This window comes from Sinorhizobium sp. FG01, from assembly GCF_002531875.1.
Lineage (GTDB): Bacteria > Pseudomonadota > Alphaproteobacteria > Rhizobiales > Rhizobiaceae > Sinorhizobium > Sinorhizobium fredii_C.
Genome location: NZ_NWTB01000007.1, coordinates 265,593 through 291,112, shown reverse-complemented (window position 1 = coordinate 291,112; position 25,520 = coordinate 265,593). Strand labels below are relative to the sequence as shown.

The 25,520-nt window shown below is 64.9% G+C and carries 27 protein-coding genes, 1 tRNA gene and 1 pseudogene; 20 read left to right on the top strand and 9 right to left on the bottom strand.

What is annotated here, in order from left to right:
* Positions 1-6: 6 nt before the first annotated feature.
* A complete protein-coding gene (gene tsaD, locus CO656_RS13750) occupies positions 7-1,101 on the bottom strand; it encodes a tRNA (adenosine(37)-N6)-threonylcarbamoyltransferase complex transferase subunit TsaD (protein WP_097526153.1) in 1,095 nt (364 codons plus the stop codon).
* Between the two features lie 175 nt (positions 1,102-1,276).
* On the opposite strand from tsaD, the gene hemC reads away from it, so the two are divergent.
* From hemC to CO656_RS13720, 6 genes are all read left to right on the top strand, one after another.
* The gene (gene hemC / locus CO656_RS13745) at positions 1,277-2,206 is read left to right on the top strand and encodes a hydroxymethylbilane synthase (protein ID WP_097526152.1); all 930 of its coding nucleotides are present in this window, start codon (positions 1,277-1,279) and stop codon (positions 2,204-2,206) included.
* Between the two features lie 3 nt (positions 2,207-2,209).
* Positions 2,210-2,920, top strand: a complete 711-nt coding sequence (locus CO656_RS13740; RefSeq protein ID WP_097526151.1) for a uroporphyrinogen-III synthase — start codon at positions 2,210-2,212, stop codon at positions 2,918-2,920.
* 161 nt (positions 2,921-3,081) lie between these two features.
* Positions 3,082-4,362, top strand: coding sequence for a COG4223 family protein (locus CO656_RS13735; protein ID WP_097526150.1), 1,281 nt, complete (start codon positions 3,082-3,084; stop codon positions 4,360-4,362).
* 19 nt (positions 4,363-4,381) lie between these two features.
* On the top strand, positions 4,382-6,007 hold the full coding sequence (locus tag CO656_RS13730; protein ID WP_097526149.1) for a heme biosynthesis protein HemY: 1,626 nt from the start codon (positions 4,382-4,384) through the stop codon (positions 6,005-6,007).
* Positions 6,008-6,037: 30 nt separating this feature from the next.
* Entirely contained in the window at positions 6,038-6,523 is a 486-nt protein-coding gene (locus CO656_RS13725) for a TerB family tellurite resistance protein (protein ID WP_037417803.1), read from the top strand.
* A gap of 2 nt (positions 6,524-6,525) precedes the next feature.
* Positions 6,526-7,290, top strand: a complete 765-nt coding sequence (locus tag CO656_RS13720; RefSeq protein ID WP_097526148.1) for a glutamine amidotransferase — start codon at positions 6,526-6,528, stop codon at positions 7,288-7,290.
* Positions 7,291-7,435: 145 nt separating this feature from the next.
* Here the strand turns inward: CO656_RS13720 and CO656_RS13715 are convergent, their stop codons facing one another.
* Positions 7,436-8,683 (bottom strand): MFS transporter, encoded by a 1,248-nt coding sequence (locus CO656_RS13715; RefSeq protein WP_097526147.1) that lies wholly within the window; start codon positions 8,681-8,683, stop codon positions 7,436-7,438.
* Positions 8,684-8,812: 129 nt separating this feature from the next.
* Between CO656_RS13715 and CO656_RS13710 the strand changes: the two genes are divergently transcribed.
* Both CO656_RS13710 and CO656_RS13705 read left to right on the top strand, forming a co-directional pair.
* A complete protein-coding gene (locus CO656_RS13710) occupies positions 8,813-9,106 on the top strand; it encodes a YggT family protein (RefSeq protein WP_012709685.1) in 294 nt (97 codons plus the stop codon).
* A 1-nt stretch (position 9,107) separates the two neighbouring features.
* The gene (locus CO656_RS13705; RefSeq protein ID WP_097526146.1) at positions 9,108-9,431 is read left to right on the top strand and encodes a DUF167 domain-containing protein; all 324 of its coding nucleotides are present in this window, start codon (positions 9,108-9,110) and stop codon (positions 9,429-9,431) included.
* On the opposite strand, the gene ppa is transcribed toward CO656_RS13705, so the two are convergent.
* The 5 genes from ppa to CO656_RS13680 form a co-directional block, all read right to left on the bottom strand.
* Positions 9,432-9,965, bottom strand: a complete 534-nt coding sequence (ppa, locus tag CO656_RS13700) for an inorganic diphosphatase (protein WP_037417814.1) — start codon at positions 9,963-9,965, stop codon at positions 9,432-9,434.
* Positions 9,966-10,227: 262 nt separating this feature from the next.
* A complete protein-coding gene (locus CO656_RS13695; RefSeq protein ID WP_097526145.1) occupies positions 10,228-10,734 on the bottom strand; it encodes a GNAT family N-acetyltransferase in 507 nt (168 codons plus the stop codon).
* Between the two features lie 202 nt (positions 10,735-10,936).
* Positions 10,937-12,763: a translational GTPase TypA gene (gene typA / locus CO656_RS13690; RefSeq protein ID WP_097526144.1), complete on the bottom strand. Its 1,827-nt coding sequence runs from the start codon at positions 12,761-12,763 to the stop codon at positions 10,937-10,939.
* A 129-nt stretch (positions 12,764-12,892) separates the two neighbouring features.
* Positions 12,893-14,452, bottom strand: coding sequence for an alkaline phosphatase (locus CO656_RS13685; RefSeq protein WP_097526143.1), 1,560 nt, complete (start codon positions 14,450-14,452; stop codon positions 12,893-12,895).
* Positions 14,349-14,759 (bottom strand): KTSC domain-containing protein, encoded by a 411-nt coding sequence (locus tag CO656_RS13680; protein WP_234819775.1) that lies wholly within the window; start codon positions 14,757-14,759, stop codon positions 14,349-14,351. Before CO656_RS13680 ends, CO656_RS13685 begins: the two co-directional genes overlap by 104 nt.
* A gap of 284 nt (positions 14,760-15,043) precedes the next feature.
* Between CO656_RS13680 and CO656_RS13675 the strand changes: the two genes are divergently transcribed.
* A complete protein-coding gene (locus CO656_RS13675; RefSeq protein WP_097526142.1) occupies positions 15,044-16,366 on the top strand; it encodes an amidase in 1,323 nt (440 codons plus the stop codon).
* Between the two features lie 100 nt (positions 16,367-16,466).
* Here the strand turns inward: CO656_RS13675 and CO656_RS13665 are convergent, their stop codons facing one another.
* On the bottom strand, positions 16,467-16,628 hold the full coding sequence (locus CO656_RS13665) for a hypothetical protein (protein ID WP_097526141.1): 162 nt from the start codon (positions 16,626-16,628) through the stop codon (positions 16,467-16,469).
* A gap of 190 nt (positions 16,629-16,818) precedes the next feature.
* On the opposite strand from CO656_RS13665, the gene CO656_RS13660 reads away from it, so the two are divergent.
* Both CO656_RS13660 and CO656_RS13655 read left to right on the top strand, forming a co-directional pair.
* Positions 16,819-17,328 carry a hypothetical protein gene (locus tag CO656_RS13660; protein ID WP_097526219.1) on the top strand — a complete coding sequence of 170 codons (510 nt, stop codon included), beginning with the start codon at positions 16,819-16,821 and terminating at the stop codon, positions 17,326-17,328.
* A 40-nt stretch (positions 17,329-17,368) separates the two neighbouring features.
* A complete protein-coding gene (locus CO656_RS13655; protein ID WP_037417828.1) occupies positions 17,369-18,145 on the top strand; it encodes a DUF429 domain-containing protein in 777 nt (258 codons plus the stop codon).
* Between the two features lie 26 nt (positions 18,146-18,171).
* On the opposite strand, the gene CO656_RS13650 is transcribed toward CO656_RS13655, so the two are convergent.
* A tRNA-Ser gene (locus CO656_RS13650) sits at positions 18,172-18,261 on the bottom strand.
* Between the two features lie 301 nt (positions 18,262-18,562).
* Here CO656_RS13650 and rplU point away from each other — a divergent pair.
* The 9 genes and pseudogenes from rplU to rsfS all read left to right on the top strand — a co-directional run.
* Positions 18,563-18,874: pseudogene (gene rplU, locus CO656_RS13640) on the top strand (50S ribosomal protein L21); the annotation flags it as partial.
* A 99-nt stretch (positions 18,875-18,973) separates the two neighbouring features.
* On the top strand, positions 18,974-19,243 hold the full coding sequence (gene rpmA / locus CO656_RS13635) for a 50S ribosomal protein L27 (protein WP_012709652.1): 270 nt from the start codon (positions 18,974-18,976) through the stop codon (positions 19,241-19,243).
* A gap of 131 nt (positions 19,244-19,374) precedes the next feature.
* On the top strand, positions 19,375-20,022 hold the full coding sequence (locus CO656_RS13630; RefSeq protein ID WP_037417909.1) for a GNAT family protein: 648 nt from the start codon (positions 19,375-19,377) through the stop codon (positions 20,020-20,022).
* A complete protein-coding gene (locus CO656_RS13625; protein ID WP_097526140.1) occupies positions 20,019-20,603 on the top strand; it encodes a GNAT family N-acetyltransferase in 585 nt (194 codons plus the stop codon). The genes CO656_RS13630 and CO656_RS13625 overlap by 4 nt, the downstream gene beginning before the upstream one ends.
* A 175-nt stretch (positions 20,604-20,778) precedes the next feature.
* Positions 20,779-21,789 (top strand): GTPase ObgE, encoded by a 1,011-nt coding sequence (obgE, locus tag CO656_RS13620; protein WP_037417924.1) that lies wholly within the window; start codon positions 20,779-20,781, stop codon positions 21,787-21,789.
* Between the two features lies 1 nt (position 21,790).
* Complete coding sequence (proB, locus tag CO656_RS13615) at positions 21,791-22,972, top strand: glutamate 5-kinase (protein WP_097526139.1); 1,182 nt, start codon at positions 21,791-21,793, stop codon at positions 22,970-22,972.
* On the top strand, positions 22,965-24,248 hold the full coding sequence (locus CO656_RS13610) for a glutamate-5-semialdehyde dehydrogenase (RefSeq protein WP_037417931.1): 1,284 nt from the start codon (positions 22,965-22,967) through the stop codon (positions 24,246-24,248). The genes proB and CO656_RS13610 overlap by 8 nt, the downstream gene beginning before the upstream one ends.
* 14 nt (positions 24,249-24,262) lie before the next feature.
* Positions 24,263-24,871 carry a nicotinate-nucleotide adenylyltransferase gene (locus tag CO656_RS13605; RefSeq protein WP_037417934.1) on the top strand — a complete coding sequence of 203 codons (609 nt, stop codon included), beginning with the start codon at positions 24,263-24,265 and terminating at the stop codon, positions 24,869-24,871.
* 89 nt (positions 24,872-24,960) lie between these two features.
* Positions 24,961-25,407, top strand: a complete 447-nt coding sequence (gene rsfS, locus CO656_RS13600; RefSeq protein WP_097526218.1) for a ribosome silencing factor — start codon at positions 24,961-24,963, stop codon at positions 25,405-25,407.
* Positions 25,408-25,520: the final 113 nt, after the last annotated feature.

Sequence of the window (25,520 nt, the reverse complement as noted above, 5' to 3'; positions counted from 1 at the left end):
TGTCCGTCATGCCTTGGCGCCGCGTTTTCCGGAGCCGATCAAAGCCCGGGCCTCGCTGTCGAGCGGCCAGCGCGAACGCGGCGCGACATCGAGCCCGTCGGCCGGCAGCCCCGCCGCCAGCCGCTCGGCGCCTGCCCAGGCGATCATCGCCGCATTGTCCGTGCAAAGCTGAAGCGGCGGCGCGACGAAGCGGAAGCCGTGCGTGTCGCAGAGCGCCTGCAGCGTTTGCCGGAGCGTCTGGTTGGCGGCCACGCCCCCGGCAACGACCAGCGCCGGCCGATCGACCGATGGATATTCGCCCTTGAACCGCTTCAGCCCGCGGCCGACGCGATCCTTCAGCGTCCGCGCAATGGCCCGCTGGAACGAGGCGCAGATGTCGGCGATATCCTGTTCGGTGACCGGCTCCAGCGATTGCGCTGCCTGCCGCACCGCCGTCTTCAGGCCGGAAAAGGAGAAGTCGAGCCGGGCATCGCCGACGAGCGGCCGGGGGAAGTCGAAGCGCTCGGGATTGCCGATTCGGGCCGCCCGTTCCACCGCAGGCCCGCCCGGATAGGGAAGGCCGAGCAGCTTCGCCGTCTTGTCGAAGGCCTCGCCGAGCGCGTCGTCGATGGTCGTGCCCCAGCGCTCGTAGTCGCCGACGCCCTTGACCAGAATCAGTTGCGTGTGGCCGCCTGAGACGATCAGCATCAGATAGGGAAAGGCAAGTCCGTCCGTCAGCCGCGCCGTCAGCGCGTGGCCTTCGAGATGGTTGATGGCGTAGAGCGGCTTGCCGGTCGCTCGGGCGATCGCCTTGCCGGTCATCAGCCCGACGATCAGGCCGCCGATCAGGCCGGGACCGCTCGTCGCAGCGATCGCGTCGATGTCCGTGAGCGTCACCCCGGCCCGCAGCAACGCTTCCTCGATCAGCGCATCGAGCGCCTCGACATGGGCGCGCGCGGCGATCTCCGGCACGACGCCGCCATAGGCGCTGTGCTCTTCAAGCTGGCTCAGCACCACGTCGCCAAGAATCCGGCCGCCGCCCTCCTCGTCGCGCAGCACGACGGAAGCCGCGGTTTCGTCGCAGCTTGTCTCAATGCCGAGGATGCGCAAGGGCGGGGACATGACGTGGTATACTCAAAGATTGCGGTCACCAATAAAGGTGGGTACACGGAACTCCTACAGCGCAGTGCGTCTTTCAGAGGCACAAAGGACGCTGTAACGCTTTGAAGTGCTGCATGGTTTTTTCTCAGATCGTTTCCGATCGAAGGAAACCTGCAGTAACAACGGATGGCCAAGGATGCAAACAAAACCTTTCCGCATCGGCACGCGCGGCAGTCCGCTGGCGCTCGCCCAGACTCATGAGACGCGCGACCGCCTGGCCGCCGCCCATGGCCTGCCGCCGGAAATGTTCGAAGTCGTCGTGCTGTCGACGAAGGGCGATCGCATCACCGACCGGCCGCTCGCCGAGATCGGCGGCAAGGGCCTGTTCACCGAGGAGCTCGAGCAGCAGCTTCTGTCGGGCGATCTCGACTTCGCCGTCCATTCGTCAAAGGACATGCCGACGAAGCTGCCCGACGGGCTGTGTCTCTCCGCCTTCCTGCCGCGCGAGGATATCCGCGATGCCTTCGTCGGGCGAACAGCCCCGAAGCTTGTGGATCTGCCCGAGCGCGCCACCGTCGGCTCGTCGTCGCTGCGCCGCCAGGCGCTGATCCGGCGACTGAGGCCCGACATCAACGTCATCACCTATCGCGGCCAGGTCGAGACGCGGCTGCGCAAGCTCACCGAAGGCCAGGTCGACGGCACGCTGCTCGCCTATGCCGGGCTGAAGCGGCTCGGCATGACCGACGTGCCGACCGAACTGCTCGATCCTGAGGCGTTTCCGCCGGCCCCCGCCCAGGGCGCGATCTGCATCGAAAGCCGCGTCGGCGACGACCGGGTAAATACGCTGCTTGCCGCAATCGACGACCCGCGCACCCATGAGGCGGTCGCCTGCGAGCGCGGCTTCCTGGCGTCGCTCGACGGCTCCTGCCGCACGCCGATTGCCGGCTACGCGCAGTCGGACGGCGCCCATATCCGCTTCTTTGGCATGATCCTGACGCCCGACGGCGCCACCTCGCATCGCATCGAAATCGACGGCAAGGCTGCGGAGGCGGCGGAACTTGGGCGCAAGGCCGGCGAACAGATCCGTGCCAAGGCCGGACCGGGGTTCTTTTCGAGCTGGACCTGACCGATGCGCGTGCTCGTCACCCGTCCTCGCCCGGCAGCCGAACGAACGGCGCTGAAGCTCGAAGCGATGGGACACCAGCCCACCGTCCTGCCGCTGATTCAGGCGCAGCATTTTGTCGCCGCGCTCCGCGCCGGCTTCGGGCGGCCCCATGACGCGATTGCCGTGACCAGCGCCGAGGCGATCCGTGTTCTGGCCGAGCTCGGTCCCGCACTTCAAGCGCATCTATCGACGCCGCTTTTCGCCGTCGGTGCGGCGACGGCGGCCGTCGCCACCGATCTCGGCTTCACTGACGTCCGGGTCGGCGTGGGAACCGGCGAAGCGCTGGCGGAAACGGTTGCCGGCTTTCTTGGCCCCGGAACCGGATCTCTGCTTTATTTCGCCGGCTTGCCGCGCGCCGATGGCTTCGAACATTCGCTTCGTCAGCGGGCGATCGATCACGTGACCGTCGAATGCTACCGCATGATTCCTGTCGACCATCCGCTGGAAACGCTGCCGGCCCTCACCCGCTCCGGCCCGTTCGACGCGGTGCTGCTCTACTCACGCGAAACGGCTCGGCGGCTTGCCGCGCTGATGCGCGACAGCGGCGTTGATTGCGCCGACTTTTCCACCCGTTACCTCTGCCTCAGCGCCACTGTCAAAGAGGCGCTGCCCAGCGGCGCTGCAGCAGAAGTGGCACCTGCGCCCGACGAGGAAAGCCTGCTGAAGATCCTTTGAGGCGGGATCAGCAAAGGCAGCGACGATTTTCCGCTGGCTTCCCGCCGTCGGTCAGCTCATCTAAGGCAAATGCCGCAAAAACGAGGCCCGGGGACTTTCCCTGTTGCGCTTCCCTGACTAGGTTTGGCTTTCAGAGCCCGACAGAACGGTAAGAGGTCACTATGGTATCGGAGAAGCCGCCGCGCCGCTCGCAACCGGAAAAGGAACCGCTGACGATCGACCTGGAGGCGGAGAGAACCGTCACCGAAGAGACGGAATCGATCGCCAGCCAGGAGCCGGTGACCGACGAGCCGGCGGAGATCTCGGCGACAACGGCCCCGGACGCGACCGGACCTGCGGCGGACGACGTCGAAGCGGAGAAGGCCGTAGAAGAAGAGGCCGAACGGAAAGCGGAAACCGAGGAGGAACGCGCCAACGCGGCTGCCGCCGCTTTCGACGAGGAGCCCCCGCATCTGAGCAGCGGCGCGACAGCCGAACCGAAGAGAAGGCAGGGGACGAGCGCCGGGGCGCTTGCCGCCGGCATCCTTGGCGGCCTCGTCGCGCTTCTCGGCGCCGGCGTCTTGCAATATGCCGGCTATGTACCGGCACCGGGGCCGGATCGCGGCAACGGATCGGCCGAGCAGAACCTGACGGGTGAAATCGAGGCGATCAAGGCCGAGCTCCGGTCGCGGCCGACGGCCGCGGCAGAGGCGGTCGACCTCGCTCCGCTGGAAAGCCGCCTCGCCGCGCTGGAACAGGCGGCCCCCTCGGCGGCGAACGCACCCGATGTGACGGCGCTCCAGGCCGAGGTCGCCAACCTGACCAAGGAAATCGCTGCGCTGAAAACCGATCTCGCCGACGCCCGACAATCGGCGGACACCGCCAAGGCCGAACTCGCCGGCCGCATCGACCAGGCCGAGCAAAAGCTTAATGAGCCGGTGAACGACATCGAAATGGCCAAAGCGGTCGCCGTCACCGCGCTGAAGACCGCAATCGATCGCGGCGGGCCGTTTCTCGCCGAACTCGACGCGTTGCGCAGCATCGCGCCTGAAGACGCTGCGGTGAAAGCGCTTGCCGAGGACGCCAAGACCGGCGTCGCCACACGGACGGATCTGCGTGAGGCGTTTCCGGCAACGGCGACCGCAATGCTCGACGCCCTGCACCAGCCGGACCCGAACGAAGGCATTTTTGCCCGGCTCATCTCGAGCGCCATGTCCGGCATTCGCGTCCGGCCGGTCGGCAGCGTCGAGGGAGACACGCCGGAGGCGATGATCGCCCGCATCGAAGACAAGCTCAACAATGGCGACCTCAAGGGCGCTTCGCTCGAATGGGAAGGCCTTCCTGACGCGGCGAAAGCGGCGGGCCAGAATTTCAAAGAGAAGCTCGACCGGCGACTGCGCGTCGAAACCGCGATCGGTGCGGCCGTGGCGGCGACCATGACGCGAAACGGCACCCAAGGCTAAGGGGAGGAAACAAGACTAGATGGTCCGGATATTGTTCTTCATCCTGCTCGTCCTTGCGCTCGCACTCGGCTTTGCCTGGCTGGCGGATCGGCCGGGAGAGCTGTCGCTGATCTGGCAGGGCCAGCGCATCGAAATGAGCCTGATGCGCGCCGCCACCATCCTGATCTCGGTCGTCGCCGCGATCCTGATCGTCCTTTGGCTGATCCGCACGATCTGGCTGTCGCCCTATACGGTGACGCGCTACTTCCGCGCCCGCAAGCGCGATCGCGGCTACCAGGCGCTCTCGACCGGCCTGATCGCAGCGGGCGCCGGCGACGCCGCGCTGGCGCGCAAGATGGCCAGCCGCGCGCGCGGCCTGATCCGCGTCGACCAGGAGCCGCTCATCCACCTCTTGGAGGCGCAGACGGCGCTGATCGAAGGCAAATATGACGATGCGCGCAAGAAGTTCGAGCTGATGGCGGACGACGAGGAGACACGCGAGCTTGGTCTGCGCGGGCTCTATCTCGAAGCCAAGCGGCTGGGTGCCAACGAGGCCGCCCGCCAATATGCCGAACGGGCTGCCGAAAAGGCGCCGCACCTTTCCTGGGCGACACTTGCGACCCTCGACCAGCGTAGCCAGGCGGGCGAGTGGGACGAGGCAATTCACCTTCTCGACCAGAGCCGCGCCGCCAATGTTCTCGACAAGAAGGAAGCGAACCGCAAGAAGGCCGTGCTGCTCACCGCCCGGGCCACGAGCAAGCTGGAGGCCGATCCGAAGGCCGCCCGCGACGACGCGCTCGCCGCACTGAAGCTCGACGATCGGCTGGTGCCGGCGGCGCTCGTCGCCGCCAAGGCGCTGTTTCGCGAGGACAATCTGCGCAAGGGCGCTTCTGTCCTCGAAAGAATCTGGAAGCAGGAACCGCATCCGGACGTGGCCCGGCTTTACGTCCGGGCGCGCGGCGGCGATTCCGCCGTCGACCGGCTGAAGCGCGCCAAAAGGCTGGAAACGCTCCGCGGCAACAATGCCGTCAGCCTGGCAACGGTCGCCGATGCAGCTCTTGAGGCACGCGAACTGGCGCTTGCCCGGGAAAAGGCCGAAGCCGCCGTCCGGCTGGCACCGAGCGAGAGCATCTTCCTGCTGCTTGCCGACATCGAAGAGGCCGACACCGGCGACGAGGGCCGCATCCGCCACTGGATGGCGCAGGCGCTCAGAAGCCCGCGCGACCCGGCCTGGACCGCCGATGGCGTGACCTCGCCGACCTGGCTGCCGGTCTCGCCGGTCAGCGGCCGGCTCGACGCCTTCGAATGGAAGGCACCCCCGTCGCCGCTTGCCGGCCCCACCGAGGACGGTCGCCTCAGCCCCGACGATGCCATCCGCAGCCTGCCTCCGGTAGCACCCGACCAGCCGGCGATCGCGCCGGCGGCCCCGGCTGCGATCAAGCCTGAAGCAGGCCCTCCCGTGCTGGAAGCGGAACCCCCGTCGCCGACACCTGCCCCGATAAAGGTGCCCGAGCGGAAAGAACCCTTGGTTCCGCCCACCAAGAGCGAGGAAACCGCTGCCGCGGACGAGGAGGCCGCACCGTTCTTCGGGCGTCCGCCGGACGATCCCGGCGTGCGCGAGCGGGTGGTGGAAGAAGGCAGCAAGGCCACCTTCCGGCTGTTCTGAGTTCTGGTCTCAAGGGTTGCGGGCATAGGCATGTTTGAACGGTTTCGAGGGTTTCTCGAAGAACTGACGGGTACGGGTGCGCGAATCGACAAGGACGATCCGCGCGTGGCGGTCATCGGGCTCTGTTTTCAGGTGATGGAGGCGGACGGCGCCATCCGTTCGTCGGAACGCCGCACGTTGCGCAAGATCATCAAGGAGCACTACAGGCTCGACGATGCTGCGCTCAACGCGCTGGTCGCGGCCGGCGAAACCGCCGAAAGCGAGGCGATCGACTTCTACCGCTTCACTTCCGAGATCAAGCGCCACCTCTCCGAGGACCAGCGCATCGAACTCGTCGGCATGCTGTGGGACATCGTCTATGCCGACGGCGCACGCAGCGAAATGGAAGATCACGCAATCTGGCGGATCGCCGATCTCCTTGGCGTCTCCGGGCGCGACCGGGTCTTGAAACGGCGGGAGGCAGCGGCCAAGATCGACATGGTTGAGGAGGAGAACGAGGCACAACAGGAAAGCTGACGATGCCGCGAGAAGCTTGCGACGCCAACAGACCGATCCTCGTCGTCCTCCACCAGGAGCGGTCGAGCGCAGGCCGCGTCGGCCATATTCTCGAGCAGAAGGGCTTTTCCCTCGATATCCGCCGCCCGGCGCTTGGCGACGAGCTGCCGCCGACGCTCGAGGGTCATTCGGGTACGATCATCTTCGGCGGGCCGATGAGCGCCAATGACGAGGAGGAATTCGTTCGCCGCGAGATCGATTGGCTGTCGGTGCCGCTCCTCGAAAACAAGCCCTATCTCGGCATCTGCCTTGGCGCCCAGATGCTCGCCCGCAATCTCGGCGGCAAGGTCGCCCCCCATCACCAGGGCATGACCGAAATCGGCTGGTATCCGCTTGAGGCCACCGAGGCCGGCAAGGCGCTGCTCGACTGGCCGGCCATGGTCTACCACTTCCACCGCGAAGGCTTCGATCTGCCGAAGGGTGCCGAACTGCTGGCGACCGGCGACACCTATCCGAACCAGGCCTTTCGCTACGGCGAGAACGCCTGGGGTATCCAGTTCCACGGCGAACTGACGCGCGCGATGATGCATCGCTGGGTCGTGCACGGCGCCCACCGCTTCGTGCTGCCCGGCGCCCAATTCGGCAAGGCGCATCTCGAAGGCCGGATGATCCACGACCACCCCTTGCGCACCTGGATGGAGAATTTTCTCGAGCTGATCTTTTTGCGCGGCGAAACAGCGGCGGGACCTCGTGTGCCCGATGATGAATGCCCCTCTCCTCGGGTTTAACCCGAGGACTAACCCTCTCCCCGTTTTGACGGGGAGAGGGGACTTGGGCCGGCGCGGCGTCGCCCCTTCTCCCCGTCAACACGGGGAGAAGGTCGCGGCAGCGGGATGAGGGGCCGTTTCTGCATTTTCGCTGCGCCGGCCGAAATTATGCAGTCGAGCGCCTCTCCGGCACGTCGAGCCTGTCGATCCTGCGCAATTGCGGGAAACCGGTCGCCCAGATGAGCGACACCAGCAGCGTGCCGAGCCCGCCGAAGACGACGGCAAAGACGGCGCCGAAGCCGGCCGCCATAGTGCCGGCGCGAAACTCGCCAAGCTCGTTGGAGGCGCCGACAAATACCGCGTTGACGGCATTCACCCGGCCGCGCAGCTCGTCCGGCGTCCAGAGCGCGATCAGGCTTTCGCGCACATAGACCGAAATCATGTCCGCCGCACCCATGACGACGAGCGCGGCGATCGATATCCACGGCGTCGCCGACAGGCCGAAGACGATCGTGGCTAGGCCGAAGAGCGCCACGCCGACGAACATGGAGAGACCTGCCCGGTTGCAGATCGGGTGGGCGGCGAGCCAGATGGCCATGCCGACGGCGCCGACGCCCGGGGCAGCGCGCAACAGGCCCAGCCCCCATGGGCCGAGCACCAGAATATCGCGCGCGAAAACCGGCATCAGCGCCACCGCGCCGCCGAGCAGCACCGCGAAGAGGTCGAGCGAGATCGCCCCGAGCACGACCTTCTCGGCCTTGATGTAGCGGAAGCCGGCGGTGATCGTCTGCCAGTTCTGCGCCGAGGCGGGCGAGCGCTGGGCGGGCTTCGGCACGGCAAACACCATCAGCGCCGCAGCCGCGAAGAAGCAGAGGCTGACGGTATAGGGCACCATCGGGCCCAGGCCGTAGATCAGGCCACCCGCCACGGGTCCGACGATCGTCGCCGTCTGCCAGGAGCTCGAATTCCAGGCAATCGCATTCGGCAGATCCTCGACCGGCACGAGATTGGGCGCCAGCGATTGCGCGGCCGGCGTCAGAAAGGCCCGCTCGATGCCGAAGACGATGAGGATCGCATAGACCGGCCAGGGCGCGAACAAGCCGGTGACCGTCAGCACCAGCAAGGCCGCGGCGCAGAGCGTGCCGACGAGCATGCAGAGCCCCATGATGACGCGGCGATTGTAGCGATCCGCCACGCTGCCGGTGACGAGGATGAGGAGAAGCGACGGCAGGAACTGGAAAAGGCCGATCAGGCCAAGCGCGAAAGGATCCCGCGTCAGGTCGTAAATCTGCCAGCCGACCGAGACCGCCATGATCTGCACGGCGAAATAGGCAAGGAAGCGCGAGACGAAATAGCGTCGGTAGCCGACATGCCGGAAGGCGGCGAAACGATGCGCAGTGTGGACGGCCGACATGGCGGAAGCACTCTCCGGGGATAACAACGCCCCGCATCGTTAAACATGATGGCGCGGGGTGCGAGCGTCGTACTTGCTCGTTTCGTTCCCAATGTCTACATGTCTGGCGACATAGATTTGGAGACTGGCATGATTGCTGTCATCGGTACCTTGAACTTCATCATAAATATCGCGTGGTTCCTGATCATCGCGTCGGCGATCTTCTCCTGGCTCTACGCCTTCAACGTGATCAACGTGAACAACCAGGCGATCAACATGATCGGCCGCTCGCTCTACCAACTGACCGAACCGCTCTACCGGCCGATCCGCCGTTTCCTGCCGGACATGGGCGGCGTCGATCTTTCTCCGCTCGTCGTGCTTGTCATCCTCTATTTCATCCAGCTCTTCCTGAACACGACGATCGCGCCGGCGCTCATTCGCTGACATGGGCCGGCGAGCTCTGGCTGGCTTCGGCGACCATGCGCGCCTGGCGGTGAGGCTGACGCCGAACGGCGGCCGAGACGCGATCGACGGTTTGGAAACGGCGGCCGACGGCGAGGAGCACCTCAAGGTGCGGGTGCGCGCCGTGCCGGAAAAGGGCAAGGCGAACCAGGCGCTAATCGCCCTGCTAGCCCAATCCTTCGGCATCGCCAGGAACAGGATCTCCCTCGTCTCCGGCGCCACGCAGCGCAAAAAAATCCTCCGGATCGAGGCCGATCCGGAGGTTCTACAGAAGCGCCTCGCCGAGATCGCCGGCGCGGCAACATAATTACTTCTTCGCCTTGGCGCGCTCGACCGCTTCGCGGATCAGCTGCTTGGCGACGCCCGCATCCTTCCAGCCGAAGATCTTCACCCACTTGCCGGGCTCCAGATCCTTGTAGTGCTCGAAGAAGTGCTCGATCTGCTTGAGCGTGATTTCCGGCAGGTCGGTATAGTCGTGGACCTTGTCGTAGCGCTTGGTCAGGTGAGCCGACGGGACCGCGATGATCTTTTCGTCCTGGCCGGAATTGTCTTCCATCATCATCACGCCGATCGGGCGGACATTGATGACGCAGCCCGGTACCAGCGGCCGCGTATTGCAGATCAAGACGTCGATCGGATCGCCGTCATCGGAAAGCGTGTGCGGGACGAAGCCGTAATTGCCCGGATAAGTCATCGGCGTGTAGAGGAAGCGATCGACGACCAGCGTGCCGGCTTCCTTGTCCATCTCGTACTTGATCGGATGGCCGCCGACCGGCACTTCCACAATCACGTTGATATCTTCGGGTGGATTCTTTCCAATGGAAATCGCGTCGATCCGCATGAGCACCTCCAGGGCCGTTTAAGAAGTCGCCCGTCGGATAAAGGGAAACATGCGGCGATGCAACATGACTTTCGTCCAGCCGGGCGGAATTGCCATAGGCAGGCGACACGGCCAAATATGGGCAGAGCGGATTTTGTCCCGGAGGAAAGTCGGTGGCCAGACGCCTTGCCCGGAGCCGCTTGGCAATAGCAGCCAGATATCATCTTCGGCAGCGCCGGGATGCATGAGGGCTTGCGGCGAAATGCATTTGCCCTGGAGGTCGTTATTTCCAGACGAGGCCGACCTTCTTCAGGTACTTCTCACCGAAGTCTTCCATGCCCTCGGCAACGTCGCGCCCGCCGGCCGAGAGGAAGAAGTTATAGGCGAGTTCGCTGTCCTCCAGGCACCAGACGACGAGCCCTTCGCAGCCGAGCGATTTCAACAAGCTCTTCGCCTCGCCGAAGAGCTTCCGCCCAAGCCCGAGGCCCTGATATTCCGGGCGCAGATAGATTTCGTAGATCTCGCCTTCCTGCGGCAGCGCTCGCGCCCGGCTCAGGCCAAGCGTGGCATAGCCGGCTATCGTTCCCGCCACGTCGACGACGAGCAGTGTCGCCGGACCGCGCGTCGCCTTTCGCCACCAGGTCTCGTCGCGCCGGTTGACCATCTTCACCAGCGGGCGGTGCGGGATGAGACCGCCATAGGCCTGTAGCCAGGATGCGCGATGCACATCGGCAATCGCCGCCGCTTCATGCGGCTCCCCGGGCCTGACCTCGATCGAAACAGTCTTCATGACCTGACTCTAAACACACGGCTCGGCGAACCGGAATCCCGCCCGTCTGCCGGCCAAGCTTAACCCACAGGCAACTTTAGCGGCATCCATGAGAAGGTTAACGTGATTTTAACTTTATCCGCAAGCCGGCCGCGAAAGGCACACACAGCAAAAAACCCCGGATCGCTCCGGGGTCCTCATGCAGCTGTCGATTTTCTCGAAATTACGCGGCGCCGGCGGTGCGGGCCTTTTCGAAGCGCTTGCGCTCATGCGGATCGAGATGCAGCTTGCGAAGCCGGATCGACTTCGGCGTCACTTCCACCAGTTCGTCGTCCTGGATCCAGGAGAGCGCCCGCTCGAGCGTCATCTTGATCGGCGGCGTCAGGCGGACCGCCTCGTCCTTGCCGGCGGCGCGCATGTTGGTGAGCTTCTTGCCCTTCAGCACGTTGACTTCGAGGTCGTTGTCGCGGGTATGGATGCCGATGATCATGCCCTCATAGACCTTCTCGCCCGGCTCGATCACCATCGGGCCGCGGTCTTCGAGGTTGAACAGCGCGTAGGCGACCGCCTCGCCCGGCTCGTTCGCGAGCAGCACGCCGTTGATGCGGCCGCCGATCTCGCCCTTGTAGGGCTGATAGTCGTGGAACAGCCGGTTCATGATCGCCGTGCCGCGCGTGTCGGTCAGGAGCTCCGACTGGTAGCCGATCAGGCCGCGGGTCGGGGCGAAGAAAACGAGGCGGACGCGGTTGCCGCCCGACGGGCGCAGTTCGACCATTTCGGCCTTGCGCTCGGACATTTTCTGCACGACGACGCCGGAATGCTCCTCGTCGACGTCGATGACGACTTCCTCGATCGGCTCGAGAAGCTGGCCGTTGTCATCCTTGTGCATGACGACGCGGGGACGCGAGACGGCAAGCTCGAAGCCCTCGCGACGCATCGTTTCGATCAGAACGGCGAGCTGCAATTCGCCGCGGCCGGAAACGAAAAAGGAGTCCTTCTCGGACGATTCCTCAATCTTGAGCGCGACATTGCCTTCCGCTTCCTTGAACAGTCGGTCGCGAATGACGCGCGAGGTGACCTTGTCGCCCTCGGTGCCGGCAAGCGGCGAATCGTTGACGATGAAGGACATGGTGACGGTCGGCGGGTCGATCGGCTGGGCCGTAAGAGCCTCGGCCACCGAAGGATCGCAGAAGGTGTCGGCGACGGTGCCCTTGGTGAGACCGGCGATCGCGACGATGTCCCCGGCATGGGCTTCCTCGATCGGCTGACGCTCGATGCCGCGGAAGGCGAGGATCTTCGATATACGGCCGGATTCGAGCAGCTTGCCATCCTGTCCGAGCACCTTCACGGCCTGGTTTGGCTTGACGGAACCGGAGTGGACGCGACCGGTGATGATGCGGCCGAGGAAGGGGTTTGCCTCGAGGATCGTGCCGATCATGCGGAACGGCCCTTCCGCCACCGTCGGTTCGGGAACATGGTTCAGAACCAGATCGAGCAGCGGGCCCATTCCCTGGTCCTTCGGACCTCCGGGATTGACGTTCATCCAGCCGTCACGGCCCGAACCATAGAGGATCGGAAAGTCGAGCTGCTCGTCGGTCGCGTCGAGCGCGGCGAAGAGGTCGAAGACTTCGTTGATGACTTCCTCGTGGCGGCCGTCCGGCCGGTCGATCTTGTTGATCGCGACGATCGGCTTCAGGCCGACCTTCAGCGCCTTGCCGACCACGAACTTGGTCTGCGGCATCGGGCCTTCGGAGGCATCGACCAGCACGATCGCGCCGTCCACCATCGACAGGATGCGCTCGACCTCACCGCCGAAGTCGGCGTGGCCGGGGGTGTCGACAATATTGATGCGCGTTCCCTTCCACTCGACCGAGGTCGCCTTGGCGAGAATGGTGATACCGCGTTCCTTTTCCAGATCGTTGGAATCCATGACGCGTTCGGCAACGCGCTGGTTTTCGCGGAACGAGCCCGACTGCTTCAGAAGTTCGTCGACGAGCGTGGTCTTCCCATGGTCAACGTGCGCGATGATCGCGATGTTACGAATGCTCATTTTTTGTCTCGGAAAGTTCTGGGCGCGCGCGTCAGGGCGGGCACCGCTTTTTCAGTTGCCGCGCTCATACAGGTTTTTTTGCACGAGCGAAAGGGGGCCGGCGCGCGGAGCAGGTTTGCAAAAAGCAAGTCACCCAACGGCCGCCGGATCGAGCGTCACGCGCCAAAGCTCCTTGTCCTGCCGGTCCATGAGCCGCACGGTCAGCTGCCGCGTCTGCCCGCTGATGTCGACGATGCCGAAGAATTGCAGGCCGGCCGAGGGCGGCAGGTTGCTGTCGACGCCACCGCCAGACGCCTTGATGAACCGAACGTCCGGTCCGAAGGTCATGTCGAGCTCCTTCGGTCCATAGGTGCCGGAATGGAGCGGCCCGGAGACGAATTCCCAGAAGGGCGAAAAGTCCTTGAAGGCGGCGCGCGACGGGTCGTAGTGATGCGCGGCCGTGTAATGCACGTCGGCCGTCAGCCAGACGATGTTGTCGATTGCATTGTCGCGGATGAAGCGCAGCAGATCGGCAAATTCCGTCTCGCGCCCCTTGGGCGCACCTCCGTCACCATTAGCGACCGCGTCCGAGCCGCGCTTCCTCGAATAGTCGTCCCAGACGACGAGACCGATCGGCATGTCGCAGGCGATCACCTTCCAGGTGGCGCTGGATGCCGCAAGTTCGCGTTTCAGCCAGTCCGTCTGGCGCCAGCCCAGGAGGCCGGCCTCGCCGCCCTGGTTGGCGCCGCGATAGGAGCGCAGATCGACGAAGAAGACGTCGAGCAGTGGCCCATAGGCGATCCTGCGGAAGATCCGCCCCGGCTGCGTCGGCAGGGTACGGATCGGCGTCATCTCGTGGAAGGCGCGCGCCGCCCGCGATGCATAGACCGCCACGTCCTTCTCCGGATAGCGCGGGTCGTCGCGAAGATCCGTCGAGGCCGACCAGTTGTTCAGGACCTCGTGGTCGTCCCATTGATAGAAGGTCGGGCAGGCGGCATTGAGCTCCCGCACGTGCTCGTCAAGCAGATTGTATTTCCATTGGCCGCGATATTCCTCGAGCGTCCGGGCGACATCGCGCTTCTCCGGCGTCACGATGCGGTTCTTCCACATGCCGCCGTCGCGCAGCTTGATCTCGTCGGGGATTGGGTTGTCGGCATAGATCGTGTCGCCGGAATGGATGAAGAAATCCGGCTCGTGCAGCCGCATCGTCGAATAGGTCTTCATGCCGACCTCATCGATCCCCCAGCCCTGGCCGGCGGTATCGCCGGACCAGACGAAGCGCACCGACCGGCGGCGCAGGGGCGCGGTGCGGAAGCGGCCGACGATCGGCTCGGAAACGCGGTTGCCGTCATAGAGATCGGTGGCGGTGAAGCGGTAAAAAATGTCCTGGTCGGGCAGCAGATTGTCGAGGCTGGATTTGACCGCGCAATCGGTCTGCGGCGTCGCATCGATGTCGGGGAGCCGGGCGGCGTTCGAAAAGCTCTCGGTGGTCGAATATTCGACCGCGACCCGCGCCGGCCGGTCGACCCGCGTCCAGATCATTCCCGACCGTGTATCGACATCGCCGGACTGCACGCCGTGAACGAACTCCGGCCGGCCGTAGCCCCTAGCGTAAAAGGGGGTCGCAAGCCCGGAAGAAGCGACGAGACCGGCAGCGCCAGCCGATAGGAGAAAGGAACGCCTGGTAAGCGTGTCTCGAACAGCCGCCAAATCCTGCCTCCGGTCCGCGAATCATCGTTCTCGCAAGCGGACCATTGGCGCCATGCATGTCAGCGGCTTTACAGGCGCATGAAACTATTTGAACGGATTGGCGACAGTTCTGTGAAGGAAGCGGAGTTCCCGAAGGGAACCTCCGCCGATGTCGGTGCCCCTCATCTGCCTGCCGGCATCTTCGCCCCGCCTGCGGGGAGGAAGGTTGCGGCAGCGGGATGAAAAGGAAACCGTAATGGTCGCGTATGTGGTGGTTGAAATAGCCGCCGGCCGAATCCTCCTGCAGGAGTTCCTCGTAAACATGCACCGGTACGTCAAGGTAATGATAAGGTCGGTGGTTGCCGACGAACCAGATGCTCAACCATCCGACGCGGCGCGTCGTATTTCACCGCTTGGATTGCCGTAGAGTCGAGAGTGACAGGAGATTTCCGGTTCGGCATCGACGTCTTCCTGGGTCTCTGGAAATCCTTGCCGCTTGCATTCTATAACAATGCGGCAATTCCATAAACGGTTGCACTCGCCTGCCGCTCGCACCCATCTGATCCCAAAAATCCGGTATGCGTCGGCCGCGGCACCTATGAGGTCTTTGCCTTGACCCGTTCGAACGCCCAGTCCCGCGATCGGCTCGAAGCCATTCTCACCCGCTTGGGAGAGCGCCTCGGCGACGAACGCGTCTTCATGAAGCTCTATACCGAATCCGCCCGCGCCGAAGCGGATGCCTCCGATCGCAGGGGCCGGGAAGGAACGGGTCTCGGTCCGCTCGACGGCCGCATCGTCTCGATAAAGGATCTCTTCGACGTTGCCGGCGAGCCGACGCTTGCCGGTTCAATCATCCGGCGCAGCGCGCCGCCCGCAGCGGCGGACGCGACGATCGTCCGGCGCCTGCGCGCCGCCGGCGCGGTGATCATCGGCAAGACCCATATGACCGAATTCGCCTTCACCGCCGTCGGCCTCAACCCGCATTATCCGCCGCCCGGCAACGCGCGGGACGCGAGCCTCATCCCCGGCGGCTCGTCCTCGGGAGCGGGTGTTTCGGTGACGGAAGGCACGAGCGAAATCGCCATCGGCTCCGACACCGGCGGCTCGGTGCGCATTCCGGCTGCGCTGCAGGGGCTTGTCGGCTTCAAGCCGACCGCCCGCCGCGTGCCGCTCGACGGTGCCTTTCCGCTGTCGCCCAGCCTCGATTCGATCGGCCCGCTGGCGCTGAGCGTCGCCGATTGCGCGGCGGCCGATGCGATCATGGCCGGCGAGCCATCCGAACCGCTGACGCCGCTGCCGATTGCCGGGCTGAAGCTCGCGATCCCGAAGGGTGTGCTCTTCGACGACCTCGCGTCCGATATCGCCGCGGCCTTCGAAGCAAGCCTGCAGAGGCTTTCGCGCGCGGGCGCAACAATTGCCGCATGCGACCTCGACGATCTCCTGCGCCGCTTCGCCGAAGCCACCGCAATCGGCTCCCTCGCCGGGCTCGAGGCAAGCCGCATCCATGCGGACTGGCTCCCCGACGAAAACGCGCCGGTCGATGCGCGCGTCAAATCCCCGCTCCGCCGCCGTCTCGCCGTTCCCGACGCGGCCATCGAAAGCCTGCTGCTGACGCGGCGTGCGCTCGTCCGCGCGATGGACGAGCGCCTCGCGCCCTTCGACCTCGTGCTGCTGCCGACGACGCCGATCCCCGCTGTCCCGTTCGCCTCCGTGGAGCAGGACAGGCAGGCATATCGCCGTGTCGAGGGTCTGCTGTTGCGCAACACCGAGGTCGCCAACCAGTTCGACCTGGCGGCCATCACGCTGCCGATGCCCGGCACTGCCTTGCCGGCGGGGCTGATGCTGATGGCTCGAAACGGCTTCGACGGAACGCTGCTGCGGGTGGCCGCATCCGTGGAGCGATTGTTGCAGGGCGGCTACTGCATGTCTCCTTAAATCGACCTCGATTTAAGGACAAAGCCATGCAGCAATTCAAAGTGCTACAGCGACCTTTGCGCGTCTGATAAGACGCGCGGCGCTGTAGCGCCGACCGCCCTCAGTGCATCGTCTGGAAAGACCAATCCTCATCGAGGATCCGGAACGCATCTTCCAGCGCGGCGACCAGAATATCGGTGAGTTCGTCGCCGTCGTTTTCCATCAGGTAGAGAGCCACGCTCGCATCCTGCGGGTCGCTATAGTGCTCAACAATGTCAGACATTCATCGTCCTTCCTTCGCCACGAATCATTCCGGCTGTTGGCGCCAGGATGAAAGGGCCGGCTTGTGCAGAGCTTGAGGTCCGCCGCAACCTCGCCAATCGACGCCGACCAACCAGCTGGCCGATGTTTTTCCTCGCCCTCGCCGCTCAGGCGCGGTAGAGGACCATCGAAATCGAGTGTCGAGGTCCATGATGTCGAAGAAGACGAGGCGCGATGACGCCCACCTGCAGCGGCTGAAGACCGATTTCCCGGACATTTATCGCGCCCTGCTCGCCGGTGAGATCGGCTCGGCGCGCAAGGCCTTCGTCCTCGCCGGCATCGAGCCGGAGCGCACCCGCATCGAGAAGCTCAAGAATTCCTGGGCGAAAGCGACGGATGCCGAACGCGACGCCTTCCTGATCTGGCTTGCCGCCAAAGGCGCGCGGCCACTCGCCCCGAGACTGACCTCCCCTGCGCCGACGTCTTCCGATCCGCGGCCGGCGCAAACACCCATCGCCAGCGGCCGCTACCTGCTTGCCTCCACCATCGCCGAGATCAAGGCGATCATGGACCGGCGCCGCATGACGCCTGAGGACGTGATGCAGGAGATGGGATGCGAAGCCGAGGGCCGCGCGCTTTCCGGCGCACTCGCCCGCGGCGCCAGTCTCAGACTGTCGGTCATTGCCGCCTTGGAGGCATGGCTGCGCGCCAACAGGCGCTGAGCGGAAACGCATAGACTGGGCGGAAACGGGAGCGGAAAGGATGAGCTTCGACAAGCTGCTCGGCATCGACGTCGGCTACGCCCGGTCCCGCCCGACCACCGGCATCGCCTGGAGCCTCGGCGAGGCCGTCGGCTCCGCAAGGACCCACACCGATTGGGAGCGGCGGCAGCGGCACATCCCCCTCTCGACGTCTTTCGCAATGATCGCCATCGACGGCCCCTTGACGCCGCCGGACGCCCCCGACAGGCTCGACCGCCTGTGCGAGCGCCTCTTGACCCGCGGCGCCTTCCAGCGACGCTGCAAGCCGGGCCTCAGTCACTTCGGCCACGGTCTCGCTCTCAGAAAAGCCGCCGCCGAGACCGCCGCACAAGTTGGCCACCTGGCCGCTGCCGCACCGATCGGCCGAGCCGTCATCCCCGGCGCCGCAATCATCGAGGCCTTCCCCAACGCCTTTCTCGGGGTTCTTCTCGCCGATGAGCGTTTCGCCATATCAAAAGCCGCGAAACGCAAGAAGTTCGACTGGCTCTATGCGCAAGCGGCCGAGACCGGTGTCATCGCTCGCCTCCTCGATTTCATCGGCTGGCACAATGGCCGCTTGCTGCAGAACATCACCACCGAAACCGACCACGAAAGACGCGCTGCCTGGATCTGCCTGCTGACCGCCGCCTGCGCCGCGGCCGGCAAGTCGGAGGTCGTCGGCGATCCGGCCGGAGGATGGATCTGGCTGCCGCCGGCGGAACTCTGGGCGGGGTGGGCTGCCGACGCCCTGAGTCGGAGCAAGGTGGCGGCCGCGTGCGGTGGCACGACGCGGCGGTGAACCTGTTTAAACTTGGGCGTGATTTATGGCGGAGAGGGGGGGATTCGAACCCCCGATGGGCTTGCACCCATGCCGCATTTCGAGTGCGGTGCATTCAACCACTCTGCCACCTCTCCGCGGGGCCGGTTGGCGCTTTGAAGCGCGGCCGGTTCATAGCGGCAGTTTCGGCCGCTGACAAGGGGCAGAAAGAAGAATATCTTCAAGTCGGTGGCTTTCGCCTTGACAAGGAAGGGCGACTCCCGTAATCCGCGCCATGAAGTGGTGTGGCCTGCCCGCACCGCGGCGGGTAATGGTTTGTGCCCGTTCACTGGCGGAGGTCAAGGGGGTTCCTCGCATCTCTCCGCTCAACGTAACGACTGACAAAAAGACGGCCTTGTCCTCGGGCAAAGAGCCGGACCGAACATGAAAGGACAAAATATGTTCGCAGTCATCAAGACCGGTGGTAAGCAGTACCGCGTGGCAGCCGACGACGTCATCACCATCGAAAAGCTGGAAGGCGTTCAAGGCGACAAGATTGAATTCACCGAGATCCTGATGGTCGGCGTCGGCGCCGATGCCACCATCGGTGCTCCGTTTGTCGAAGGTGCCGTCGTCAGCGCCGAGGTCGTGGACCAGGGCCGCGCCAAGAAGGTCATCGCCTTCAAGAAGCGCCGCCGCCAGAACTCCAAGCGTTCGCGCGGCCATCGCCAGCATCAGACGATCGTCCGCATCCTGGACATCGCTGCGGCCGGCGGCAAGGCGAAGAAGTCTTCGAAGAAGACCGAAGCCGCCGCTGAAGCTGAAGCTGCAAACTGAGTTCCGGGATCGAAGGTTTAAAGGAGAACACCAATGGCACACAAGAAAGCTGGCGGTTCGTCGCGCAACGGTCGCGATTCTGAGTCCAAGCGCCTTGGCGTGAAGAAGTTCGGCGGCGAAGCCGTCATTGCGGGCAACATCATCGTGCGCCAACGCGGCACGAAGTGGCATGCCGGCGCCAATGTCGGCCTTGGCAAGGATCATACGATTTTTGCGCTTACGGCGGGCAACGTGGACTTCCGTACGAAGGCCAACGGCCGAGTCTACGTGTCTGTAATGCCGAAAGCCGAAGCAGCGGAATAAGCCGGTAGCGCTCTAAAACAGCCGGCGTCTCATCGACCCGGCTGACGCACCCGCAAGGTTCAAAAGCCAGACTTCAAAGGGGAGATGGGGCAATACCCAGCTCCCCTTTTCACGTCTCTGGAGGAAGAACCATGCAAACCGAGCTCTTGAGGGAAGACCAATCACGGTCTCCCGAACAAAGGCTGAGGCCTCAGCGGTCAAGGACCGATTGCCCGATACTGTTATCGCCCCGGCTCGTTTTGCGCGCGCCCCACGAAGATGATATCGACGCCCTTGCCCATCTTGCCAACAACGCCAATATCGCCACCATGGTCTCGCGCATGCCGCACCCCTACACGACGGCGGATGCGGCCGATTTCGTGCGACGCGCCAAAGCCGGCACGATTGGCCCCGGCACGATTGGCAAGTGCGTCTACGCGATCACCAAAGCGGACAATGGCGCATTCCTCGGCTGCTGCGGGATCGAGCCGCATGCCGACGGCAAGACGGTCGAGCTCGGCTACTGGCTGGGCGAACCCCATTGGAACAAAGGCTATGCGACGGAGGCGACGCAGGCACTGACCGACATGGCCTTCCGCACCCGCGATATCGACCAGATCGATGCGCGCTGCCGTGTGATGAACATGGCTTCGCGCCGGGTCATCCAGAAGTGCGGCTTCCAGTTCCAGGGCTCCGGCATGGTCGACAGCCTGGCGCTCGGCGGCACCATTGCCGTCGAGTGGTACCGGCTCGACCGCAAGACTTGGGTTTCGCTCAGAAGCTGGGGAGGCATGCGATGAACGCGCTCGTTCCCGAACGGTCGCGGGTGGTCGCCCGCCCCGATCCCGGCCCCTGCCCCATCATCGAGACGCAGCGGCTGCGTCTGCGCCCGCACCGGCTTTCCGATGCCGCGGCGATCGCCGAATCGCTCGGCGATTTCCAGGTGGCGCGCATGCTGGCTCGGGTGCCGGCGCCCTACCACCAGCAAGATGCGCTCGACTGGCTGAACCGTCAGACGGCAAGCGTCCTGCCCGACTGGATGCTCGCCGTCACCTCCGGCGACGACGTCCATATCGGCTGCGTCGGCATCGAATTCCGGCGGGGCGAATGGCACGTTGGCTACTGGCTGAACCGCTTCTATTGGGGCAAGGGCCTGGCCAGCGAGGCCGTCCATGCCGCCGTCGAACGCTTCTTCCGCCGCATGCCGGAGGCGGTGCTGCATTCGGGCGTCTTTGCCGACAACCCGGCCTCGCTCAAGGTGCAGGAGAAGCTCGGCTTCCGCATCACCGGCTGCAGCCAGATCTATGCGCTCGCGCGCAATGCCATGATGGCGCATATCGAAACGCGGTTGACGGCGGAGGACCTGCGCCGGCCGGCTTGACGAACAGAACCCGCCGGAGCTCAGCTTTGGCGGGTCCTTCATGCGATAGTCTTTGACCTCTGCCGGAACCGCCTATATCGATGGCGGCGACTGCAAGAGAGCAAGGATGCGCGGTTTTCCAGCTTTATCCTTCCTCACCCCAGATGAAGCCGAACACGCAAGAAATGGCGAGCCGATGAAATTCCTCGATGAAGCGAAAGTCTATATCCGGTCCGGAGATGGCGGCGCCGGCGCCGTCTCTTTCCACCGCGAGAAATTCATCGAGTTCGGCGGACCGGACGGCGGCGACGGCGGCCGCGGCGGCGATGTCTGGGTGGAGGCGGTCAACGGCCTCAACACGCTCATCGACTTCCGCTACCAGCAGCACTTCAAGGGCAAGACCGGCGTTCACGGCATGGGCCGCAACCGCACCGGCGCGAAGGGTGCCGACGTAACGCTGAAGGTGCCGGTCGGCACGCAGATTTTCGAGGAAGACAACGAGACGCTGATCGTCGACATGGTCGCGGAAGGCCAGCGTTATCGGCTCGCGGCCGGCGGCAATGGCGGCTTCGGCAACGCCCATTTCAAATCCTCGACCAACCAGGCGCCGAACTGGGCCAATCCCGGCCTCGAGGGCGAGGAGAAGACCATCTGGCTGCGCTTGAAGCTGATCGCCGATGCGGGCCTCGTTGGCCTGCCGAATGCCGGCAAGTCGACCTTCCTTGCCGCCTGCACGCGCGCCCGGCCGAAGATCGCCAACTATCCTTTCACGACGCTGCACCCCAATCTCGGCGTCGCCACCGTCGACGGGCAGGAATTCATCATCGCCGACATTCCCGGGCTGATCGAGGGCGCCCATGAGGGCGTCGGGATCGGCGACCGCTTCCTCGGTCATGTCGAGCGCACCCGGGTGCTGCTGCACCTGGTTTCGGCTCAGGAGGAAGATGTCGCCAAGGCCTACAAGACCGTCAAGCACGAGCTGGAGGCCTACGGCGGCGGGCTCGAAGACAAGCCGCAGATCGTCGCGCTGTCGCAAATCGACGTGCTCACCGACGAGGAGTTGAAGGCGAAATCGAAGGCGCTCGCCAAAGCCTGCGGCGCGCCGCCGCTCCTCATCTCGGCCGTGACCAACAAGGGCATGACCGAGGCGCTGCGGGCACTGCGCGACGTCATTTCCTCCGCCAAGGCCGGCGAGGAGCAAGCCTGACATGGCCGCGAACCGCAAACCGCTCGAAAAGCACCGCCGGATCGTCATCAAGATCGGCTCGGCCCTGCTCGTCGACCGCCAGACGGGGCTGAAAAAGAGCTGGCTCGACGCCATGTGCGCCGACATCGCGGCGCTAAAGGGCAAGGGCGTCGAAGTGCTGGTCGTTTCCTCGGGCGCCATCGCGCTCGGCCGCACCGTATTGAACCTGCCGGCCGGCGCCCTGAAGCTCGAGGAAAGCCAGGCGGCCGCCGCCGTCGGCCAGATCGCCCTCGCCCGCGCCTGGTCGGAAAGCCTTTCGACCGACCAGATCATCGCCGGCCAGATCCTGCTGACGCTCGGCGATACGGAGGAGCGACGCCGCTACCTGAATGCGCGCGCCACGATCAACCAGTTGCTGAAGCTCGGCTCCGTGCCGATCATCAACGAGAACGACACGGTCGCCACCACCGAAATCCGCTATGGCGACAACGATCGGCTCGCCGCCCGCGTGGCGACCATGGTCGGCGCCGACCTGCTCGTGCTGCTATCCGACATCGACGGGCTCTATACGGCCCCGCCGCATCTCGATCCGGAAGCCCGCTTCCTCGAGACGATTGCGGAAATCACGCCGGAGATCGAGGCGATGGCCGGCGGTGCGGCCTCGGAACTGTCGCGCGGCGGCATGCGCACCAAGATCGATGCCGGCAAGATCGCCACAACGGCCGGTTGCGCGATGATCATCGCCTCCGGCAAGCCGGTGCATCCGCTGAAGGCGATCGAGGCCGGCCCCCGTTCCTCCTGGTTCGCGCCTTCCCGCTCGCCGGTGACGGCGCGCAAGACCTGGATCGCCGGACAGCTCCTGCCGGCCGGTTCGATTGCGATCGATGCCGGCGCGGAGACGGCGCTGCGCTCCGGCAAGAGCCTGCTTCCGGCCGGTGTCCGCCAGGTGACCGGAACGTTCAGCCGCGGCGACACGATCGCGATCCTCAACAATTCCGGCCGCGAGATCGCCCGCGGGCTCGCCGGCTACGACGCCGACGAGGCGCGCCAGATCGCCGGCAAGAAATCGGCCGAGATCGCCGCGATCCTCGGCTACGCCGGCCGCACCGCCATGGTGCATCGCGACGATATGGTAATGACGGCTCCCTCGGAACCACGATCCGGGGCGGAAAAGGACGAGAAGAAAGGCAAGCTCCATGCTTGACACGGTCGAGAACGGCTCAGACGTCAATGCGATCATGCTGGAGATCGGCCGTCGCGCCAAGGCGGCCGCCCGGCCGCTCGCCATTGCCAGCGCCGAGCGCAAGCATGCGGCGCTCATCGGCATGGCCGAGGCAATCATCGCGAGGAGCAGCGACATCCTCGCCGCCAACGCGACCGATCTCGCAAACGCTGAAGAGAGCGGTGTCGCCAAGGCGTTCATCGACCGGCTGACGCTGACGGACGGCCGCATCCGCGACATGGCGGACGGCATCCGGGCGATCGCGGCGCTGAAGGATCCGGTCGGCGACGTCATTGCCGCATGGGACCGGCCGAACGGCTTGCATATAGAGCGCGTCCGCACGCCGCTCGGCGTCATTGGGGTGATCTATGAAAGCCGTCCGAACGTCACGGCGGATGCCGGCGCGCTCTGCCTCAAGGCGGGTAATGCGGTGATCCTGCGCGGCGGCTCCGACAGCTTCCATTCGTCGCGGGCGATCCATGCCTGCCTGGCCGAGGGGCTGAAGGCTGCCGGCCTGCCGGAAGAAGCGATCCAGATGGTGCCTGTCGCCGACCGCGCCGCCGTCGGCGCCATGCTTTCGGGGCTGAACGGGGCGATCGACGTTATCGTGCCGCGCGGCGGCAAAAGCCTCGTCGCCCGGGTTCAAAACGAGGCGCGCGTGCCGGTCTTCGCCCATCTCGAAGGCCTTTGCCATATCTATGTCGATGCCTCCGCCGATCTCGATATGGCGAAAAACATCGTCGTCAATGCCAAGATGCGCCGAACCGGCATCTGCGGCGCCGCCGAGACGCTGCTGATCGACCGCAACGCCGCCGACCGGCTGGCGAAACCGCTGCTTAAGGGTTTGCTCGACGCCGGTTGCGAGGTGCGCGTTTCCGACGAGCTACAAGGCCTGTTGCCGGGCCTGAGAGGCGCAACCGACGAAGACTGGGCCACCGAATATCTGGACGCGATCATCTCGGCGAAGCTCGTCGACGGCATTTCCGGCGCCATCGAGCACATCAACAGCTGGTCTTCGGCCCACACGGAGGCGGTGATCGCCGAAGACGCGGCCGTCGTCGAGCGCTTCTTCACCGAAATAGACTCGGCGATCCTGCTGCACAATGCCTCGACGCAGTTTGCCGATGGCGGCGAGTTCGGCATGGGCGGAGAGATCGGCATTGCCACCGGCAAGATGCATGCCCGCGGTCCGGTCGGCGTCGAGCAGCTGACCTCGTTCAAATATCGCGTGCGCGGCACAGGACAGGTGCGGCCCTGACGACACCTGCGGATGTGAAGCCGGAATATCTGCGCATGCCGCATGTCGAGAGCGGCATGGCCGTCGGCCTGTTCGGCGGATCGTTCAACCCGCCCCATGAGGGCCATGTGCTCGTTGCCGAGACGGCGCTGCGCAAGCTCGGGCTCGACCAGCTCTGGTGGATGGTGACGCCCGGCAATCCGATGAAGGACCGCAACAATCTCGCGCCGCTCGCCGAGCGGATCGCGATGAGCGAGAAGATCGCCGGCAATCCGCGCATCAAGATCACGGCCTTCGAGCAGGCGCTCGGACAGAGCTATACGGCGCGCACCCTGGAGTTCGTCCGGGCACGCAACCGCGGCGTCCGCTTCGTCTGGGTGATGGGGGCCGACAATCTCCGGAGCTTTCATCGCTGGCAGGACTGGCGCCGGATCGTCGGCACCTTCCCGATCGCGGTGATCGACAGGCCGGGCTCGACGCTCGCCTATCTGTCGTCGCCCATGGCCAGGACCTTCAGTCAGGCGCGAATCGACGAGGACGACGCGCCGAGCGTCGCATCTCGGCCGCCGCCGGCCTGGACTTTCATCCACGGACCCCGCTCCTCACTAAGCTCGACGGCGCTCCGTTCCGCCAAATCCGGGTGAATTCCCGTCATTTACGTCTCGCGTCTTGAAACCGTACCGGTTTGGTGCCTACATTTGACGCACGGTTCGACCTCAATCACGGACCGGAAGTGCTTGTTCTGTTCATTCGGAAAGGAAAGACCCTGACAACAGCACACGCCAAGGGATATGCGGTCTCCGCAATCCCGCGCAGCACGGAACTGAGCGACGAAGCCGCTGTCCGTGCGCTTAAGCTGGTCCTCGAAAGCCTAGAGGACTCGAAGGCAGAAGATATCATCACCATCAACATTGCCGGAAAGTCGGCGTTGGGAGACTTCATGGTCGTCGTCTCCGGGCGTTCGAACAGGCATGTTATGGCCATTGCCGACCACCTGGTGACGGACCTGAAGGACGAGGGCCTTGGCAATCCCCGCGTCGAAGGTCTCGAAGGTGGCGACTGGGTGCTGATCGACACCGGCGATGTGATCGTTCACATCTTCCGGCCCGAGATCCGGGAATTCTACAACATCGAAAAGATGTGGGCGGCCCCGGAGGTCGAGGACAGCACCCTGCACTGAGACGCGCCGCCCGTCCCTGACCGATCGCCTCAGGACGGAGCGACGACCGGTGCCGATTTGAGATGCCGCTGCCATCACCCGACCGGGAGGATGGCAGCAGAAGGGTTTTTGCC